Origin of the sequence: Pseudomonas sp. BBP2017 (assembly GCF_003024385.1) — a bacterium.
In the GTDB taxonomy this organism is placed as follows: domain Bacteria; phylum Pseudomonadota; class Gammaproteobacteria; order Pseudomonadales; family Pseudomonadaceae; genus Aquipseudomonas.
Genome location: NZ_PVZN01000001.1, coordinates 443,412 through 461,706, shown reverse-complemented (window position 1 = coordinate 461,706; position 18,295 = coordinate 443,412). Strand labels below are relative to the sequence as shown.

The window sequence follows — 18,295 nt, the reverse complement described above, 5'->3', positions numbered from 1 at the left end:
CAATCCACAAGGCTTTCGAGGGTTATCGGCAGCGTGGGGGGTTTGTTGAATGATATTTTGCAAAAGTCAGCAAGTGACCGCGTGTTCACGAAGGTATCAGCATCGGATAGGTAAAACCGGCGAAGTGTGCCAGGTTCAGGCCGAAATGGCAGAGTACTGCGGCGATCAAGCCGCCGTAGCGGTAAGCCAGACCATAACCAATGCCGGCCAGGGAGGCGAGCAGTACCCACTGCCAGCCAGCGCCCAGGTGCGCGAGGCCGAACAGGCCGGCGGCCAGGAGCAGGGCCAGGTGCTGATTCTTGAGTAAACGTTGGAGGCCGCCCTGGAGGTAGCCACGAAACAGCAGCTCTTCGGTCAGGCTGACCAGCAACAGGTTGTTCAGCACCCAGAGCCAGGCGTGCTCCGGCCATTTCGGCGCCCAGGCAATCATACCCAGCAGCCAGGCACCGCCCAGGCAGGCGGCAATCACCGCCGGCAACGTTGTGGCCAGGCTCGGCAGCAGGCGCTTGCCACCCATCGTCAGTACCCAGGGACAGGCCAGCAATAACCAGAAGCCGATCAATGGCTTGTCCAGGTTCAGGTACATGGAAAAGGGCACGGCGCCTTCGCTCAACACCACCTTGTCGATGACCTTGGCACCGTGGAACCCCGGCAGCCAGTGCAACGCCAAGCCTATGGCCAATAGCACGAACAGGGCATGGCCAGACAATTGCTGCCAGCGCCCCGGCCGGTAAACCAGCAATCCGGCGCACAGCAGGGCAATCAGGCTGGGCAATGCGTGCAGGCCCAGGTTGCCATTGACGAGGGAAAAGACGTAACCAAGGCCCAACAGGGCCAGTCCGATCCATTGGGAAACAGGCATGCAGATTCCATTGTTCGGTGAAAGCGTGAGCTATACGACTCCCCAGGTGTCGCCCAGGACACGCATGCCTGCGCTATCACCGCCTGCAACGGGTGCTCACCGCGAGCGGAGCAAGTCGGCAAAGGCCCGGCCACAAAGGGCCGGACCCGTGCTTCACGCTGCGATCAATTGCCGCAGTACATAGTGCAGGATGCCGCCCGATTTGAAGTATTCAACCTCGTTGAGCGTATCAATCCGGCACAGCACTTCGATCTGCTCCTGACGGCCATCCTGACGGGTGATTTGCAGGCTCAGGTTCATGTGCGGCTGGATCCGCGCGTTGCTCAAACCGAGGATATCGATACGCTCGCTGCCATCGAGGCCCAGGCTCTTGCGGGTTTGTCCGGCAATGAATTGCAGTGGCAATACACCCATGCCCACCAGGTTGGAGCGGTGAATACGCTCAAAGCTTTCCGCCAGCACCGCTTTGATCCCCAACAGGTTGGTGCCTTTGGCCGCCCAGTCGCGGCTGGAGCCAGTGCCGTACTCCTGACCGGCGATTACTACCAGTGGGGTGCCTTCGGCCCGGTAACGCATGGCCGCATCGTAGATCGCCATCTTCTCGCCGGTCGGCACATACAGGGTGTTGCCACCTTCTTCGCCACCAAGCATTTCGTTGCGGATGCGGATGTTGGCGAAGGTGCCGCGCATCATCACTTCATGGTTGCCGCGGCGCGAACCGTAGGAGTTGAAGTCGCGCGGCTCTACGCCTTTATCGCGCAGGTAGTGGCCGGCCGGGCTGTCGACCTTGATGTTGCCGGCCGGGGAGATGTGGTCAGTGGTCACCGAGTCGCCGAGCAGAGCCAGTATCCGCGCGCCGCGAATATCCTCGATCACTGGCAAGGGGCCGGTGATGTCCTCGAAGAATGGTGGGTGCTGGATATAGGTGGAGTCATCCTGCCAGACGTAGGTAGCCGCCTGCGGTACTTCAATCGCCTGCCATTGGGCGTCTCCGGCGAAGACTTCGGCGTATTCCTTGTGGAACATCGCCGTATCGACACTGGCGACCGCCGCGGCGATTTCCTGCTGGCTCGGCCAGATGTCACGCAGGTACACCGGCTGGCCATCCTTGCCGGTACCCAGTGCTTCGCAGCTCAAGTCCAGGCGCACGCTCCCGGCCAGGGCATAGGCCACCACCAACGGTGGAGATGCCAGCCAGTTGGTTTTCACCAGCGGGTGCACTCGGCCTTCGAAGTTGCGGTTGCCCGACAGCACTGAGGCAACGGTGAGGTCGGCGCCGGTGATGGCTTTCTCGATGGCGTCGTCCAGCGGCCCGGAGTTACCGATGCAGGTGGTGCAGCCGTAGCCGACCAGGTCGAAGCCCAGTTCATTCAGATAGGGCGTCAGGCCAGCCGCCTTGTAGTAGTCGGTCACCACCTTGGAGCCGGGGGCCAGTGAACTCTTGACCCAGGGTTTGCGTTTCAGGCCTTTCTCGACGGCTTTTTTCGCTACCAGGCCGGCGGCCATCATCACGCTGGGGTTGGAGGTGTTGGTGCAGGAAGTAATCGCAGCAATTACCACGGCGCCGTCGCGCAGCAGGTGGCGCTGACCTTCATGTTCATAGCTGACTTCACCGGCCTGGTCGGTATTGCCCACGGCGACGCCACCGCTGCCTTCACTTTCCAGGCGGCCGACGTCCTTGTTCGAGGTGCGCAGCTGCAAACCAAGGAAACTGTCGAAAGCCTGGCTGACCTGCGACAGGGCGACCCGGTCTTGTGGCCGCTTGGGGCCGGCCAGGCTGGCTTCGACTTCATGCATGTCCAGGGCCAGGGTGTCGGTGAATACCGGCTCCTGGCCAGGCAAACGCCACAGGCCCTGTTCCTTGCAGTAGGCTTCGACCAGTTTCACCGTGTCCTCGGGGCGGCCGGACAGGCGCAGGTAATCCAGGGTCACCTGATCGACTGGGAAAAAGCCACAGGTGGCACCGTATTCCGGGGCCATGTTGGCGATGGTGGCGCGGTCGGCCAGCGCCAGGTCAGCCAGGCCGTCACCGTAGAATTCGACGAATTTGCCGACTACGCCTTTCTTGCGCAGCATCTGCGTGACAGTCAGCACCAGGTCGGTGGCGGTGATGCCTTCGCGCAGCCTGCCGGTCAGCTTGAAGCCGATCACTTCCGGAATCAGCATCGACACCGGTTGGCCGAGCATGGCTGCCTCGGCTTCGATGCCGCCGACGCCCCAGCCAAGCACGCCGAGTCCGTTGATCATGGTGGTGTGCGAGTCAGTGCCGACCAGGGTGTCGGGGAAGGCGTAGGTGCGACCGTCTTCTTCACGGGTCCACACGGTACGCCCCAGGTACTCCAGGTTGACCTGGTGGCAGATGCCGGTGCCTGGTGGCACCACGCTGAAGTTATCGAAGGCATTCTGGCCCCAGCGCAGGAAGGCATAGCGTTCACCGTTGCGCTGCATTTCGATGTCGACGTTCTGCGCGAAGGCTTGTTGGCTGGCGTAGCGGTCGACCATCACCGAGTGGTCTATGACCAGATCTACCGGCGACAGCGGATTGATCCGCTGCGGGTCACCGCCGGCCTTGGCCATGGCGGCGCGCATGGCCGCCAGGTCGACAACGGCGGGAACCCCGGTGAAATCCTGCATCAACACCCGGGCCGGGCGGTACTGGATTTCGCGATCGGAGCGGCGCTCTTTGAGCCAGTCGGCCAGGGCGCCAAGGTCGGCGCGGGTGACGGTCTTGGCGTCTTCCCAGCGCAGCAGGTTTTCCAGCAGCACTTTCAGCGACATGGGCAGGCGCTGCAGATCGCCGAGGCGCTTGGCAGCTTCGGTCAGGCTGAAGTAGTGATAGACACAGTTAGCGACTGTCAGGGTCTTGAGGGTTTTCAGGCTATCGAGCGAGGGCATTGCCAACTCCTTCTGCGTAGGTGTTCGGCGATCTTCCTTGCTGTCGCCGGTTCACCGCCTCTGTGACGGTCCGCACGGCACGGACCTGGCTGAGCGGTCAGGTTAGACCTGTTTGGCGCACCTGACCAAGTACTGGACCGGCGGGGCATGTCGCCGGTTCCGAACTTGCTTTATCATTCGCGCATTTGCCGGCGCAGTGTATTGCGCCCGGTCAGGGTTGGGGCCATTGGCCGCCAGCCGTCCTGGAGTGAAGATGAATACCCTGTTTATGCATTGCCGGCCCGGCTTCGAGAGTGAAGTCTGTGCCGAAATCGCCGAGCATGCCGCCCGGCTGGACGTCGCCGGCTACGCCAAGGCCAAGCCGCAGAGCGCCTGTGCCGAGTTCATCTGCAACGATGGCGAAGGCGCCGAACGCCTGATGCGCGAACTGCGCTTTGCGCAACTGATTTTTCCCCGCCAGTGGGCGCGCGGTAGTTTCATCGAACTGCCGGAAACCGACCGTATCAGTGTGCTGCTCGAGTCCCTGGGTGATTATCCGGTGTTTGGCAGTGTGTGGCTGGAGGTGATGGACACCAATGATGGCAAGGAGCTGTCGACCTTCTGCCGCAAGTTCGAGGTGCCGCTGCGCAAGGCGTTGACCAAGGCTGGGCGCCTGGTGGAAGACCTAAGCAAACCGCGGCTGCTGCTGACCTTTGTCAGTGGCCGACGGGTATTTGTCGGTGTTGCCGCAGCGGACAATTCGGCGATGTGGCCGATGGGGATCCCGCGCCTGAAGTTTCCACGTGAAGCGCCGAGCCGCTCGACCCTCAAGCTGGAGGAAGCCTGGCATCATTTTATTCCCCGCGAGCAGTGGGATGCACGGCTGTCCGATGACATGACTGGCGTTGATCTGGGCGCGGCGCCGGGTGGCTGGACCTACCAGCTGGTCAAACGCGGCATGCTGGTTACCGCCATCGATAACGGCCCAATGGCCGAGAGCCTGATGGACACCGGCCTGGTCCAGCACCTGATGGCAGATGGCTTTACCTACAAGCCCAGGCAGATGGTGGACTGGATGGTTTGCGATATCGTCGAGAAGCCTGCGCGCAGCGCGGCGCTGCTGGAAACCTGGTTGGGCGAGGGCTTGTGCCGGGAGGCGGTGGTCAACCTCAAGCTGCCGATGAAGCAGCGTTATGCCGAAGTGCGCCGCTTGCTGGAGCGGATTGAAGAGGGATTCAAGGCGCGCAAGGTCAAGGTCTCGATTGGCTGCAAGCAGCTGTATCACGACCGCGAAGAGGTGACCTGCCACCTGCGCCGCCTGGACCTGAAACCGCGGTAGGAGCGGGATGACCCCAAGGCCTGGTTGAGCGACAATAGCTGATTGTTCCCGGAGTTCTACATGACTGATTTCACCCCAGATGCGATCCTTGACGCCACCGGCCTCAACTGCCCGGAGCCGGTGATGATGTTGCACCAGCACGTGCGCGACCTGGCGGCCGGCGGCCTGCTCAAGGTGATCGCCACCGATCCGTCGACCCGTCGCGATATCCCCAAGTTCTGCGTGTTCCTCGGCCATGAACTGGTCCAGCAACAGGAAGACGCCGGCACCTACCTGTACTGGATCCGCAAGAAGCTCGACTAAGTGCGCTGCGCCCGGCGAATGTGTTTGCCACTGCTGCGCGCCAGGCGAATCGACAGCATCAAGGCCGCGCAGGTCAAGCCGGCGATCAAGCCTTCCCACAAGCCGTTGGGGCCACTGGCAGGGCCGAAGTAGTCGGTCAGACCCAGTACGTAACCCACCGGCAAGCCGATGCCCCAGTAGGCGAACAGGGTCAGGATCATGGTCACCCGGGTGTCCTGGTAGCCACGCAGGGCGCCCGCCGCGATCACCTGGATAGCGTCGGAGAACTGGTACAGCGCGGCATACACGATCAGCATCGCGGCAATCTGGATAACCGCCGTGTCCGGGGTGTAGATCGAGGCGATCGGCTCGCGCATCAGCAGGATCAGGCCCGCCGAGAAACAGGCGAACACCAGGGCGGCGGCCAACCCCACCAGCGCGGCAAAGCGCGCCTGGCGCGGCTCGCCGGCACCGATTGCCTGGCCCACCCGTACCGTCACCGCCATCCCCAGTGAATACGGAATCATGAACAGCAGCGAACTGATGTTCAGGGCGATCTGGTGGCCGGCCACCACGGTCGCACCGAGGCTACCGATCAGCAGGGCGATCACCGCGAAGATGCTCGATTCGGCGAACACTGCGATGCCGATTGGCAGGCCAACACCCATCAGGCGTTTGATCACCACCCATTGTGGGCGCTCAAAACGTACCAGCACCCGGCTGCTCTGGTAGGTCGGAGCCCAGCGGGTCCAGGCGGCCATGCTCAGGGCCATGAACCACATGACGATACCGCTGGCCCAGCCGCAGCCAACGCCCCCCAAGGCGGGCAGGCCGAAGTGGCCGTAGATCAGGATGTAGTTCAGCGGGATATTCAGCAGCAGGCCCAGGCAGCCAATGACCATGCTCGGGCGGGTGCGGCCAAGGCCGTCGCTGTAGCAGCGCAGCACGTAGTAGAGGGCAATGCCGGGGAAGCCGAAGGCAATACCTTGCAGATAGCCCATGCTCGGCTCGACCAGTTGCGGATCGACATTCATCACCTGCAGGATCGGTTCGGCGCTGATCAGCAAGCCACTGGCGATCAGGCTGACAGCGACTGCCAGCCACAAGGCCTGGCGCACCAATGGCCCGATTTCGTCATGCTGGCCAGCGCCAAAGCGTTGCGCCACCTTCGGTGTGGTGGCCAGCAGGATGCCGGTCATCAGCAGGAACACCGGAATCCAGATCGAGTTACCCAATGCCACCGCCGCCAAGTCGCGCGGGCTGACCCGACCGGCCATTACCGCATCGACGAAGCCCATGGCGGTGGTGGCCAGCTGGGCAATGATGATCGGTGTGGCCAGCAGCAACAGGCTGCGCAGTTCGGTCCGCACGCGAGCGGAGCGGGACAGGGGAGGGGAAAGGGTGTTACAGGTCTGAAGTGTCACAAGACAGGTGTCCAAAAAGGTGCGCAAAGCCTACTAGTCTACGCTTTGACGCATTGGTCAGGAAATCCACCCGGCGCTTTTGTCTGCGGCTGGATTAGCGCCCCTGCATGGGCCTACACTGCGCATCCCGATAGGAGAGCGCCATGCTGATTGTTGCCGACGAGAATATTCCACTGCTCGATGCCTTCTTTGCAGGTTTTGGCGAAATCCGCCGCTATCCAGGACGCGCCATTGACGCCGCCTGTGTGAAGGATGCCGATGTCCTCCTGGTGCGCTCGGTGACCCGTGTCGACCAGGCGCTGCTTGAAGGCAGCAAGGTGCGTTTCGTCGGTACTTGCACCATTGGCACCGACCACCTGGCGCTGGATTACTTCGCCCAAGCCGGTATCCAGTGGTCGAGTGCACCGGGCTGCAATGCACGTGGGGTAGTCGACTACGTGCTGGGCAGCTTGCTGACTCTGGCGGAACTCGATGGTGCCGACTTGCTTGGCCGCACCTATGGTGTGGTTGGCGCAGGTGAGGTCGGCGGGCGGCTGGTTGAGGTGTTGCGCGGGCTGGGCTGGAAAGTCCTGGTGTGTGATCCGCCGCGCCAGGCCCGGGAGGGCGGCGACTATGTCAGCCTGGAGGGGGTTCTTGCCGAGTGCGATGTGATCAGTCTGCACACCCCATTGACCCGCCAGGGCGAACACGCCACCTGGCACTTGCTGGATCACGAGCAATTGACGGCGCTGCGCCCGGGGACCTGGCTGATCAACGCCAGCCGGGGGCCTGTGATCGACAACACCGCACTGCGTGAGCTGTTGCTGGAGCGTGAAGATGTGCTGGCAGTGCTGGATGTCTGGGAGGGTGAGCCGCAGGTCGACCTGGAGCTTGCCGACCTCTGCGTGCTGGCCACCCCGCATATCGCTGGCTACAGCCTGGATGGCAAGCAGCGCGGCACGGCACAGATTTACCAGGCCTTCTGTGCCTGGCGTGGTGAGCCTGCGTCGGTGCAACTGGCGGATCTGTTGCCCCAGCCTTGGCTGGCCGAGATCGGCCTGCAAGCTGAAACCGACCCGGCTTGGGCCTTGGCTACCCTGTGCCGGGCGGTGTATGACCCGCGCCGGGATGATGCCGATTTCCGTCGCAGTCTGAGCAGTGATGTGCTTGAGCAGAAGGCCGCGTTCGATGCCTTGCGCAAGCACTATCCGCCACGTCGCGAGATTGAGGGGCTGATGGTACGTCTGCACGGAGAGGCACCAAACCTGGCACAGATGGTCCGGGCCCTGGGTGGGGTGCTGGTGTAAAACACAGGCAATAAAAACCCGGCGCTTATGCCGGGTTGAAAAATTCGGGAGGTTCAGTCTTTCTTGGCGGGGTCTTTACGGCTTTGCTCCAGCTTTTGGCAGGCCTCCTGAACCATCGCTTCGGTGATGGTGATTTCTTTGCCGTCTGGGCCGATGATCGAACCGCCGACAGGTGTCTGCGGGTTCGGCGCGGCTTTGGGCTGGGTATTGCCTTGTTGCAAACTCATTTCCTGTCTCCTCATCAGGTTGCAAGCTCAGACTAGAATCGCCTCGTGACCGGCCTGTGACAGCTCTTTTGGTTATCACTGTGCGATGCTTCCAGTCCACCAGAAAGCCGGGTAAACCTCCAGTGGTACGTTAGAACGAAATGGTCTAGTGATCAGCAGGGCTAACCTTAAAAGCGGTCATTTCCCTGGCGTTTCTTGGCGTAGGGCGAGCGGTCAGGTGTACGCTGGGTAAAACAGCTGATTTCTGGTCCCTACATGCTCAATCGCTTTTCCCCTCGCCAGCGTCAGGCAATGCGTCTGGGCTGGCGTTTCATTCGCCCGTATCGCAAACAGGTCCTGCTGGCCTTGCTCGCCCTGGTCGTTACTGCCGGCATCACCTTGTCCTTGGGTCAGGGTATCCGCCTGTTGGTCGATCAGGGCTTCATGACCCGTTCACCGCAACTGCTCAATCAGTCCATAGGTTTTTTCCTGATGCTGGTGCTGGCCTTGGCCATTGGCACTTTCAGCCGCTTTTACCTGGTGTCGTGGATCGGCGAACGCTGTGTGGCCGATATCCGGCAGCAGGTGTTTGCTCACCTGATTTACCTTCACCCTGGCTTTTTCGAGAGTAATCGCAGTTCGGAGATCCAGTCACGGCTGACCGCCGACACCACCTTGCTGCAATCGGTGATCGGCTCGTCGTTGTCGATGTTCCTGCGCAATGCCCTGATGGTGCTGGGCGGTATCGTGCTGTTATTCGTCACCAACCCCAAGCTCACCAGCATCGTGGTGCTGGCGTTGCCGCTGGTGCTGGCGCCGATTCTGATCTTCGGGCGGCGGGTGCGCAGTCTGTCGCGCCAGAGCCAGGACCGGGTAGCCGATGTCGGCAGCTATGTGGCTGAAACCCTCGGGCAGATCAAGACAGTTCAGGCTTACAACCACCAGGCCAGCGATCAGCAGCATTTCGGTCACACTGTAGAGGCGGCCTTCTCTGTCGCGCGTAAGCGCATCCTGCAGCGCGCCTGGCTGATTACCCTGGTGATCGTGCTGGTGCTTGGGGCTGTGGGGGTCATGCTCTGGGTTGGTGGCATGGATGTGATTGCCGGGCGCATATCTGCGGGCGAACTGGCAGCCTTCGTGTTCTATAGCCTTATCGTTGGCGGTGCCTTTGGCACCCTTAGCGAGGTGATCGGCGAGCTGCAACGCGCTGCCGGAGCCGCGGAGCGAATTGCCGAGTTGCTGGCCGCTCGCAGCGAAATCAGTGCACCTTCACAGGGGCTGGAGCGCTCGGCGTCGCGGGTCAGCGGTCGGCTTGAGCTTCGCGATGTACGCTTTGCCTACCCGTCGCGGCCTGAGCCTGCGGCGATCGACGGCTTGGGCCTGATCATCGAACCCGGGGAGACGCTGGCGCTGGTCGGGCCTTCGGGGGCGGGCAAATCGACCTTGTTTGACCTGCTGTTGCGTTTCTATGACCCTCAGCAAGGGCAAATCCTTCTGGACGGCCAGGACCTGAAGCGACTGGACCCGCAGGACCTGCGCCGACACTTCGCCCTGGTCGCGCAGAACCCGGCGCTGTTCTTCGGTACCGTTGAGGAAAACATTCGTTACGGCCGAGCCGATGCCAGCACTGCGCAGGTTGAAGCCGCCGCGCGCAGTGCCCATGCCCATGATTTCATCCTGCAACTGCCTCAGGGCTATCAGACCCACCTGGGCGATGCCGGCCTGGGCTTGTCGGGCGGCCAGCGTCAACGCCTGGCCATCGCCCGGGCCTTGCTGGTGGATGCGCCGATCCTGCTGCTGGACGAGGCCACCAGTGCCCTCGATGCCCAGAGCGAGCACCTGATCCAGCAGGCGCTACCGACCTTGATGAGCGGGCGCACCACCCTGGTGATCGCTCACCGCCTGGCCACCGTGCAGCATGCCGACCGTATCGCGGTGATTGATCAGGGCCGCCTGGTCGCTATCGGCACGCATCGCCAATTGATTAAGCAAAGCCCGTTGTATGCGCGGCTGGCGGCCTTGCAGTTCAACGTCGTGACGGAAATGTGACAGCGTTCCACAGGCTGTCACATTTCTGTAGCAATCCCCTGAGACTATCTCCTCCAGCTGTTGCGTCATGCTCGAATCAGGCTGCTGTCGAATGATGGCAGCTTTTTTTTCGCCTGCGCCGGTTGCCGGTGAACAAGGACAAGGACGTCTTTGCCTGGTCGATGCAATCAAGCGTCGTTTCCTTCCTCCTTGTTCCGAGATTCCTTCCGATGTTGCGTAAATCCCTCAGAGTGCAAATCCTCGCGCTACTTGGTGGCAGCCTGTTGGCGATACTGATGATCGCGCTGGTCTGCTTTCAATTGCTGTCGTCCAGCGTGCGTGGTTATGGGCAATTGATCGACGGGCCATTGCAGGCCTCGCAGTTGATTGACGAGGCCAATCTGCAGTTCAAGGTTCAAGTCCAGGAGTGGAAAAACGTGCTGTTGCGCGGTAAGCAACCGGCCGACCTGGACAAGTACTGGCAGCAGTTCCTTGCCCGTGAGCAGCAGGTGCAGGGCATACTTGACCAGTTGATTCAGACTAGCGACGCAACGCTCAAGGCGCGTGCCGAACAGCTCAAGGAAAGCCACCGTCAGTTGGGCCAGGCTTATGCACAAGGGCGTCAGGCGTTCCTCGCGGCAGGGGCTGACCCGACGGCGGGGGATCAAGCGGTCAAGGGCGTGGATCGCGCGACCAGTGAGCAGATGAGTGAACTGGTAAGCCAACTGCGTAGCGACGCCCAGGCACGTGCCCAGGCCATCAATCAGTCGGCTGAACGCACCGTGTGGCTGGGGCTGTTGGTGATGTTCGGTTCGGCACTGTTGGTCGGTCTGTTCAGTCTCTGGCTGGTTAATCGCAGCCTGATCGAGCCGATCCGTGGCCTGATCGAGTATGTCGCCCAGTTGAGTCAGGGACGTTTCGAGGCGCGGGTAGCCAGTGACCGTCAGGATGAGCTGGGTCGTCTGGCCGTGGCCGCCAACACCTTGCGCGACTTCCTCGCCGATACGTTTGCCCGCCTGCAGAACAATGCCGGTGAGCTGGAAACGGCCAGTGGCGAACTGCGCAACATTGCCGGTGGTATGGCTCGTGGAACCGATGACCAGTTCCAGCGTACCGACCAGGTGGCCACGGCTATGCACGAGATGTCTGCCACCGCTCAGGAAGTGGCGCGCCATGCCGCTGAAGCCGCGCGCGCGGCCGATGACGCCGATCATAGTGCCCAGGCGGGCGAGCAGGTGATGCAGGCCACCATCGACACTATTGCCACGGTCAATCAGGAGATTGCCGGTACAGCGGCGGTGATTCGCCATCTGGAGGCCGACAGTGCCAGGATCGGCAAGGTGCTGGAGGTGATTCGCGGGATTGCCGAGCAGACCAACCTGCTGGCGCTCAACGCCGCCATTGAGGCGGCGCGGGCGGGGGAGGCCGGTCGCGGCTTTGCCGTGGTCGCTGATGAAGTGCGCAGCCTGGCGCAGCGCACAGCCGCCTCGATTGCCGAGATCAACCAGATTATCAGTGCCGTACAGTCCGGCGCCCTGGAGGCGGTCAAGGCCATTGAAAGCGGTCAGCAGCGCAGTGAGGAGGGTGCCGAGCAGGTCCAGCGTGCCGGCCAGATGCTGCAGCGCATTACCCTGGCGGTGGAGGCGATCCGCGACATGAACCGCCAGATCGCCACGGCCGCCGAAGAGCAGACCAGCGTGGCTGAAGACATCTCCCGCAATCTGGTGGAGATCACCCGCATCGCCACCGCCAATCAGCAGGCGGTGCAACATACCGAGCAGGCCGGGCATCGCCTGCATGGCCTGTCGGGGCAGCTCGGCGAGGTCACCGCGCGGCTAAACGCTTGAAAAAGGGGGAAATCCGCCATATTTCGCACGGCAGGGACGGCGATGTGGCGGATTGCCGCCAGAAAAACCTTTAAAGATGGGGTGCGACGACTCGTCCTAGCTATTAGTCGTTGGTCTGGCAAAAGTTGGCCTGCTTCGTGCTTGAAGGCGGTCAGGCCTAGGCCATGCAAGCACCCGGCGTCAGGCTTTAATGCCCATCGTCAGGGTGACGACCGTTCCCGATCCATCGAACAACCCCAGCTGCCAACCATTGCCCGCGCGTCCAGGCTGCTTGCCTGAACGCCGAGCCCCGCTAAGCTTTGGTCTGCGCGAGCAACAACAAGAATCCGGGCGTGCACAACGGGTGAGCGGTCATTGCCAATTACTTCACCTCAATTGGATTGAATTATGAAAAAAATCCTGCTGACGCTCCTATGCCTGAGTGTCATCGGTTGCTCCAAGCCCAGCGAGCCAGAGAAAACCGTAGATGTACTGCTGATCGGCGGCGGCATCATGAGTGCAAGTCTCGGGACTTACCTCAATGAGCTGGAACCGACCTGGTCGATCGACATCTATGAGCGCCTGGACAAGGTCGCCGAAGAAAGCTCCAACGCCTGGAACAACGCCGGTACCGGTCACTCCGCCTTTTGCGAGCTGAACTACACCAGCGAAGGTGCCGACGGCAAGATCGACATCAGCAAGGCAGTCGGAGTCAACGAGCAGTTCGAGATCTCCAAGCAGTTCTGGGCCTACCAGGTCGAGCAGAATGTGCTGAGCAATCCGAAGTCGTTCATCAACAACGTGCCGCACATGAGCTTCGTCTGGGGCGACAAGAACGTCGAATTCCTCAAGAAGCGTCATGAAGCCCTGCAGCACAGCTCGCTGTTCCGCGGCATGGAATATTCCGAAGATCACACCCAGATCCAGAAGTGGGTGCCGATCGTGATGGAAGGCCGCGCTGCCGACCAGAAGATCGCCGCAACCCGTATGGCGATCGGTACCGACGTCAACTTCGGCGAAATCACCCGCCAGTTGATCGCCTCGCTGACCAAGCACGACAACGTCAAGCTGCATGTGCAGCACGAAGTGCGTGACATCGTGCGCAACGCTGACAACACCTGGACCGTGGTCGTTGCTGACCTGGCCAACAAGGGCGTTGAGCGCAGCGTGAAGGCCAAGTTCGTCTTTATCGGTGCCGGTGGTGGCGCCCTGAAGCTGCTGCAGAAGTCCGGTATTCCCGAGGCTGATGGCTACGCAGGCTTCCCGGTCGGCGGTCAGTTCCTGATGACCGACAACCAGGACATCGTTGCCCGTCACAAGGCCAAGCTGTACGGCAAGGCTTCGGTCGGTGCACCGCCAATGTCCGTTCCGCACCTGGACACCCGTGTGATCGACGGCAAGGAAGTCCTGCTGTTCGGCCCGTTCGCGACCTTCTCGACCAAGTTCCTCAAGAACGGTTCGCTGCTGGACATGTTCGCGGCACTGACCACCCACAACATCATGCCGATGACCCATGCCGGTATCGATAACATCGACCTGAGCACCTACCTGATGGGGCAGTTGATGCTCAGCTTCGATGACCGTATGCAAGCCCTGCGTGAATACTTCCCGAACGCAAAGAACGAAGACTGGAAACTGCTGCAGGCCGGTCAACGCGTCCAGGTGATCAAGAAGGATCCGGTACACGGCGGCGTACTGCAGTTCGGTACTGAAGTCGTCGCTGCCCAGGATGGCACCATCGCCGCGTTGCTGGGTGCATCGCCAGGTGCGTCGACTGCCGCGCCGATCATGCTTAGTGTGCTGGAGAAGACCTACAAGGATCGCATCAAGACCCCTGAGTGGCAGGCCAAACTGAAGGAAATCGTTCCGACCTATGGCCAGAAGCTCAACAACAACCTTGAGCTGACCAACAAGACCCGTGAATGGAGCAGCTCGCGCCTGGGTCTGCTGTACGTTCCGGTGCTGCCGGAAGAGGCTGCTGCAGTACAGGCTGAGCCTGCGCTGTAAGGTTTGAATCGGTAGTAGCAAACAGCCCCCTGTTCAGGGGGCTGTTTTGTTTATGCTCTGCAAAAGTATTGCGGGGCAAGCTCTGAATCAACGATGCTTATCGGCCAGGTTGTTACCCAGTGCACCGCCGGCTGCGCCACCCAGGCCGGCACCGATCGTCGAGCCGGTACTACCACCGAGCTTGCCACCGATCAGCGAACCGCCGGCCGAACCCAGACCGCCACCAATGGCCGCTTTGGTCTTGTTGCCCTTCTTCGCGGCCATGGCGCTGCCTGCTGCGCCACCGACGCCGGCACCAATCGCAGCACCGGTGCTGCCGCCGAGCTGTTTCCCGACTACGTTACCCAGTACGCCACCCAGGCCGCCGCCCAGGGCAGTCTGGCCATCGCCGGCCATCGCGCCTTGTGCACACAGCAGGCCCAGTGTCAGGACGGCAAGAGTCTTACGCATGTGTTCCAACCTCTAAGTTCGAAAGGCGCGCATTTTGCTGCCCCTGTCATCGCGGTGCAATGCTGGCCAGTGCAGTTTGTCGTAATAGCAGGTACGAAAAAGCCCGCGCACGAGAGCGGGCTTTTGTCGAGTGATCTGGTCGGAGAGACAGGATTCGAACCTGCGGCCTTCTCGTCCCGAACGAGACGCGCTACCTGGCTGCGCTACACTCCGATGGAGAAAATATTACTCAGAATTTTCTCCTCGACAAGCCCCCCTGAGAGGGGCTGTCGCAGGTATCAGAGGTCCTTGACGGTACGCACCTGATCTTTGTTGATGCGTGTACGTTTGCCATCGAGCTGTTCAAATTCGTAGAAGCCTGATTCATCGTCATATTGCGGCGTGTCGACCGCCTGGATTTCGCGACCGTCGTTCAAGGTGATGACGGTTGGCGAGGAGCAACCGGCCAGAGTGCCCAGGCCCAGAGCGAGCAGGAAGGCGGGGAAGGTCCGTTGAATCATCATGTTTCTCCAGTAAAGGGTGGTGCGTAATGTCCTTGAGACGCATGGCGACGGCGCAAGTTCCTTGTCCATTGCAGCATAGCTACTGCGCGGCACTATTGATCGGCGGCACGTCCGGGCCGGGTCATGGGCGCGAGCCGGGCAGGGCTGTGATATAACACCGCCCATACTCCCTCAATGGATCAAGGTCCCATGAAAGCCAAGGCAGATGTACCTTTCGTGCCGCTGAACATCGCGGTATTGACGGTCAGCGATACCCGTACCCTGGAAACCGACACCTCTGGTCAGGTGTTTGTCGATCGTCTGACCGAAGCCGGCCACGGTCTCGCTGCACGGGTGTTGCTCAAAGACGATCTGTACAAGATTCGCGCCCAGGTCGCCACCTGGATTGCCGATGAGCAGGTGCAGGTGGTGTTGATTACCGGTGGCACCGGCTTCACCGGTCGTGATAGCACTCCAGAAGCCGTTGCCTGCCTGCTGGATAAACAGGTCGATGGCTTCGGTGAGCTGTTCCGCCACATCTCCCTGGCGGACATCGGTACTTCAACGGTGCAGTCGCGTGCCCTGGCCGGGTTGGCCAACGGTACCCTGGTCTGCTGCCTGCCGGGTTCGACCAATGCTGTGCGCACCGGTTGGGATGGCATCCTTGCCGAGCAACTCGATGCCCGTCATCGTCCGTGCAACTTCGTTACCCATCTCAAGCAGGCCGAGCCCTGCGCCAGCCGTGGTTGAGGTACCTGTGAACAAGCCGTTGATGCCGGTTGAAGACGCACTGGCACGCTTACTGGCACTGGCTGAGTCCGCGCCCATCGTCGAGACCGAGCAGGTAGCCTTGGCACAGGCTGAGGGGCGGGTGCTGGCCGAAGCGCTGATTGCCAGTCTGGATCTGCCGCCTTGGCCCAACAGTGCCATGGACGGTTATGCCTTGCGCCTGGCTGACTGGCAGGGCGAGGCGTTGCCGGTCAGTCAGCGGATTTTCGCCGGTCACGCCCCGGAGCCATTGCAGTCAGGCACCTGTGCGAGGATCTTTACCGGTGCACCGTTGCCGGCGGGTGCCGATTGCGTCGAGATGCAGGAGAACGCCGAGGTCCTCGAGGATCAGCGGGTGCGCTTCAGCGAGCCGATGCGCGCGGGTCAGAATATACGTCCGCAAGGCCAGGAAACCCGTGTCGGTGAGTCGGTGCTGGCGGCGGGTACCCGGCTGGGGCCGATTGAGCTGGGGCTGGCGGCAACGCTGGGTTGCGCCACGCTCATGGTGGTGCGCAGGGTCAAGGTTGCGGTGTTGTCTACCGGCGATGAGCTGGTAGAGCCGGGCTTGCCGCTGGGGCCAGGGCAGATCTACAACAGTAATCGCCGCCTGCTGGTCAGTTGGCTGCAGCGCCTGGGCTGCGAGGTGATCGATGCCGGGATCCTTGCCGACGACCTGCAAAAAACCCGTGATTGTCTGGCGGGATTGGGTCAGGTCGATTTGATCCTGTCGACCGGTGGTGTTTCCGTGGGCGAGGCCGATTACCTGGGCCTGGCCTTGCGCGAAGCAGGCGAACTGGCGCTCTGGAAGCTGGCGATCAAGCCCGGCAAACCATTGACCTTCGGCCACTACAAAGGCGTGCCGGTGATCGGCTTGCCTGGCAATCCGGCTTCGACCCTGGTGACCTTCGGTCTGCTGACCCGCCCGTATCTGCTGCGCCGCCAGGGTGTGAGGGAGGTGACCCCTCTGCAGTTCCCGGTACCAGCCGGTTTTGACTGGCCCAAAGCTGGCAGTCGTCGGGAGTACCTGCGCGCGCGGCTGGACCAGGGGTGTGCGCAGATCTACAAGAACCAGAGTTCTGGCGTGCTGCGCAGCGCTGCCTGGGCCGAGGGCCTGGTGGAGGTCCGTGAGGGCACTACACCCGCCAAAGGCGATACCGTGCAGTTCATTCCCTTGAGTGAACTACTCGGCTGAGCGACTGAGCAAACCGTTGTCGCTCAGATTGCTCAGTGTGGGCGCGCGCTGGCTCAGGCGCGTGTGCACGCTTTCCAGCTGGGCCGCAGCAATGCTCCAGTCGTGGCGCTCATGGACGAACTGACGCGCGGCTTCGGATAACTGGCGCATGCGCCAAGGCTGGTTGAGCAATTGGGTGATGAGCAAGGCCAGTTGATCGCCATCGTCACTGCCCAGGTAGTGTTCGCCCTGGGTCACCTGCAGGCCGCAGACGCCCTTGGCGGTAGTGACGACAGGTAAGCCAGCGGCCATGGCTTCCAGCACTTTGATTTTCGAACCACCGGCATAACGCAGCGGGGCGAAAAAAATTGCCGAATGACGTTGCAGCTCACGCAGGTCAGGCAGGTAGCCGACCCATTCGATTCGCGGGTCGTTCCAGCGCGATTTCCAGCTGTCCGGCAAGGCATGTCCGACGATGGCCAAGCGTACCGCCGGGTTGCTCTGCCAGACCTGCGGAAGGATATCCTCCAGTGCCCATTCGATCGCTTCGAGACTGGCGCTGTACTCGAAGTTGCCGACAAACAGCAGGCGCTGGCTATGCAGCGACGGCTGGATATCCTGGTAATGCGCGCAGTCCACGCCATTGATCACCAGCGAAGCGGGAAAGCCGGTCAATCGGCTGATGTGTTCGACATCCTTGGGGCTGACCGCCACCACTTCGTGGGCCTGGCTCAGTACCCGGTTTTCCCAGCGCCGGTAGCGCCAGCGGTCGAAGGCATTGAACGGTCGCAGCCATAGTGGCAGGCGGTCATGGCAGGCGGCACCGGATACCGATTCGATAGTGTGTTCACTGAGCAGGAAGGGCAGGCGTCGAGCTTGCAGGGCCTTTTCGAACGGCTGGAAGCTATAGCTGTGCTCGATCTGGATCACATCCCAGCGTTCTTCCAGCAGTTGTTCGAATTGATGGCGCAGGTGCGGAGCCAGGCCGTTGACACTGGCTCGCATGGGATAGTCGGCGTATACCGCAGCCAGCAAGTTCAGCGGACTATGCAGCGGGCGCCTGGGTAACACGATCAGGCGTTCGAGCAGGGGCTCGAGCGCCTGGCGTGCCGCCTCGCTGGGCGGGATTTTCGACTGCACCAGCAAGGTGATCTGGTGGCCACGCTGCGCCAGGCTGCGCAGCAGGTGGTATTGCCGGGTTTTGCCGCCACTGGTGGTTGGCCAGGGCAGGTAAGGCAGTGTCCAGAGTACGCGCATGACCCCTTTTCCTCTATCACCAGGCGGGTAACG

General features: G+C 61.6%; 15 protein-coding genes, 1 tRNA gene and 1 pseudogene. 9 read left to right on the top strand and 8 right to left on the bottom strand.

All coding sequences use genetic code 11. The features are described 5' to 3' along the window. Positions 1-85 precede the first annotated feature (85 nt). On the bottom strand, positions 86-862 hold the full coding sequence (locus C6382_RS02095; protein WP_107022880.1) for a CPBP family intramembrane glutamic endopeptidase: 777 nt from the start codon (positions 860-862) through the stop codon (positions 86-88). A gap of 153 nt (positions 863-1,015) precedes the next feature. Continuing rightward, positions 1,016-3,757: an aconitate hydratase AcnA gene (gene acnA, locus C6382_RS02090; protein ID WP_107022879.1), complete on the bottom strand. Its 2,742-nt coding sequence runs from the start codon at positions 3,755-3,757 to the stop codon at positions 1,016-1,018. 253 nt (positions 3,758-4,010) lie between these two features. Here acnA and rlmM point away from each other — a divergent pair, with 253 nt between their 5' ends. Together rlmM and tusA are read left to right on the top strand one after the other, a co-directional pair. Beyond that, positions 4,011-5,075, top strand: coding sequence for a 23S rRNA (cytidine(2498)-2'-O)-methyltransferase RlmM (rlmM, locus tag C6382_RS02085; RefSeq protein WP_107022878.1), 1,065 nt, complete (start codon positions 4,011-4,013; stop codon positions 5,073-5,075). A gap of 60 nt (positions 5,076-5,135) precedes the next feature. Next, positions 5,136-5,378, top strand: a complete 243-nt coding sequence (gene tusA / locus C6382_RS02080; protein ID WP_038608848.1) for a sulfurtransferase TusA — start codon at positions 5,136-5,138, stop codon at positions 5,376-5,378. Here tusA and C6382_RS02075 read toward each other — a convergent pair. Then, positions 5,375-6,781, bottom strand: coding sequence for an MATE family efflux transporter (locus C6382_RS02075; protein ID WP_107022877.1), 1,407 nt, complete (start codon positions 6,779-6,781; stop codon positions 5,375-5,377). The two genes, tusA and C6382_RS02075, sit on opposite strands and share 4 nt — an antisense overlap. 143 nt (positions 6,782-6,924) lie before the next feature. On the opposite strand from C6382_RS02075, the gene pdxB reads away from it, so the two are divergent. Beyond that, entirely contained in the window at positions 6,925-8,067 is a 1,143-nt protein-coding gene (pdxB, locus tag C6382_RS02070) for a 4-phosphoerythronate dehydrogenase PdxB (protein WP_107022876.1), read from the top strand. Between the two features lie 53 nt (positions 8,068-8,120). Here the strand turns inward: pdxB and C6382_RS24110 are convergent, their stop codons facing one another. After that, positions 8,121-8,294, bottom strand: a complete 174-nt coding sequence (locus C6382_RS24110) for a PA1571 family protein (protein ID WP_178082729.1) — start codon at positions 8,292-8,294, stop codon at positions 8,121-8,123. A gap of 255 nt (positions 8,295-8,549) precedes the next feature. Between C6382_RS24110 and C6382_RS02065 the strand changes: the two genes are divergently transcribed. The 4 genes and pseudogenes from C6382_RS02065 (at position 8,550) to mqo (ending at position 14,134) form a co-directional block, all read left to right on the top strand. After that, a complete protein-coding gene (locus C6382_RS02065) occupies positions 8,550-10,322 on the top strand; it encodes an ABC transporter transmembrane domain-containing protein (RefSeq protein ID WP_107022875.1) in 1,773 nt (590 codons plus the stop codon). Positions 10,323-10,483: 161 nt separating this feature from the next. Beyond that, positions 10,484-11,263 (top strand): annotated as a pseudogene (locus C6382_RS24550) (methyl-accepting chemotaxis protein); the annotation flags it as partial. A 117-nt stretch (positions 11,264-11,380) separates the two neighbouring features. Beyond that, positions 11,381-12,148, top strand: coding sequence for a methyl-accepting chemotaxis protein (locus C6382_RS24545; protein WP_371919549.1), 768 nt, complete (start codon positions 11,381-11,383; stop codon positions 12,146-12,148). A 387-nt stretch (positions 12,149-12,535) separates the two neighbouring features. Beyond that, a complete protein-coding gene (mqo, locus tag C6382_RS02055) occupies positions 12,536-14,134 on the top strand; it encodes a malate dehydrogenase (quinone) (protein WP_107022873.1) in 1,599 nt (532 codons plus the stop codon). 87 nt (positions 14,135-14,221) lie between these two features. Here the strand turns inward: mqo and C6382_RS02050 are convergent, their stop codons facing one another. The 3 genes from C6382_RS02050 to C6382_RS02040 all read right to left on the bottom strand — a co-directional run bounded on the left by C6382_RS02050 (position 14,222) and on the right by C6382_RS02040 (position 15,084). Beyond that, entirely contained in the window at positions 14,222-14,584 is a 363-nt protein-coding gene (locus C6382_RS02050; RefSeq protein WP_107022872.1) for a glycine zipper domain-containing protein, read from the bottom strand. A gap of 136 nt (positions 14,585-14,720) precedes the next feature. Continuing rightward, positions 14,721-14,797: transfer RNA gene (locus C6382_RS02045), tRNA-Pro, on the bottom strand. A gap of 65 nt (positions 14,798-14,862) precedes the next feature. Then, positions 14,863-15,084 carry a YgdI/YgdR family lipoprotein gene (locus C6382_RS02040; RefSeq protein WP_107022871.1) on the bottom strand — a complete coding sequence of 74 codons (222 nt, stop codon included), beginning with the start codon at positions 15,082-15,084 and terminating at the stop codon, positions 14,863-14,865. Positions 15,085-15,276: 192 nt separating this feature from the next. On the opposite strand from C6382_RS02040, the gene moaB reads away from it, so the two are divergent. Together moaB and glp are read left to right on the top strand one after the other, a co-directional pair. Beyond that, positions 15,277-15,816 carry a molybdenum cofactor biosynthesis protein B gene (gene moaB, locus C6382_RS02035; RefSeq protein ID WP_107022870.1) on the top strand — a complete coding sequence of 180 codons (540 nt, stop codon included), beginning with the start codon at positions 15,277-15,279 and terminating at the stop codon, positions 15,814-15,816. A gap of 22 nt (positions 15,817-15,838) precedes the next feature. Continuing rightward, positions 15,839-17,026 (top strand): gephyrin-like molybdotransferase Glp, encoded by a 1,188-nt coding sequence (gene glp, locus C6382_RS02030; protein WP_178082734.1) that lies wholly within the window; start codon positions 15,839-15,841, stop codon positions 17,024-17,026. Here the strand turns inward: glp and C6382_RS02025 are convergent. Further along, entirely contained in the window at positions 17,015-18,262 is a 1,248-nt protein-coding gene (locus C6382_RS02025) for a glycosyltransferase family 4 protein (protein WP_107022868.1), read from the bottom strand. The genes glp and C6382_RS02025 overlap by 12 nt on opposite strands. Positions 18,263-18,295: the final 33 nt, after the last annotated feature.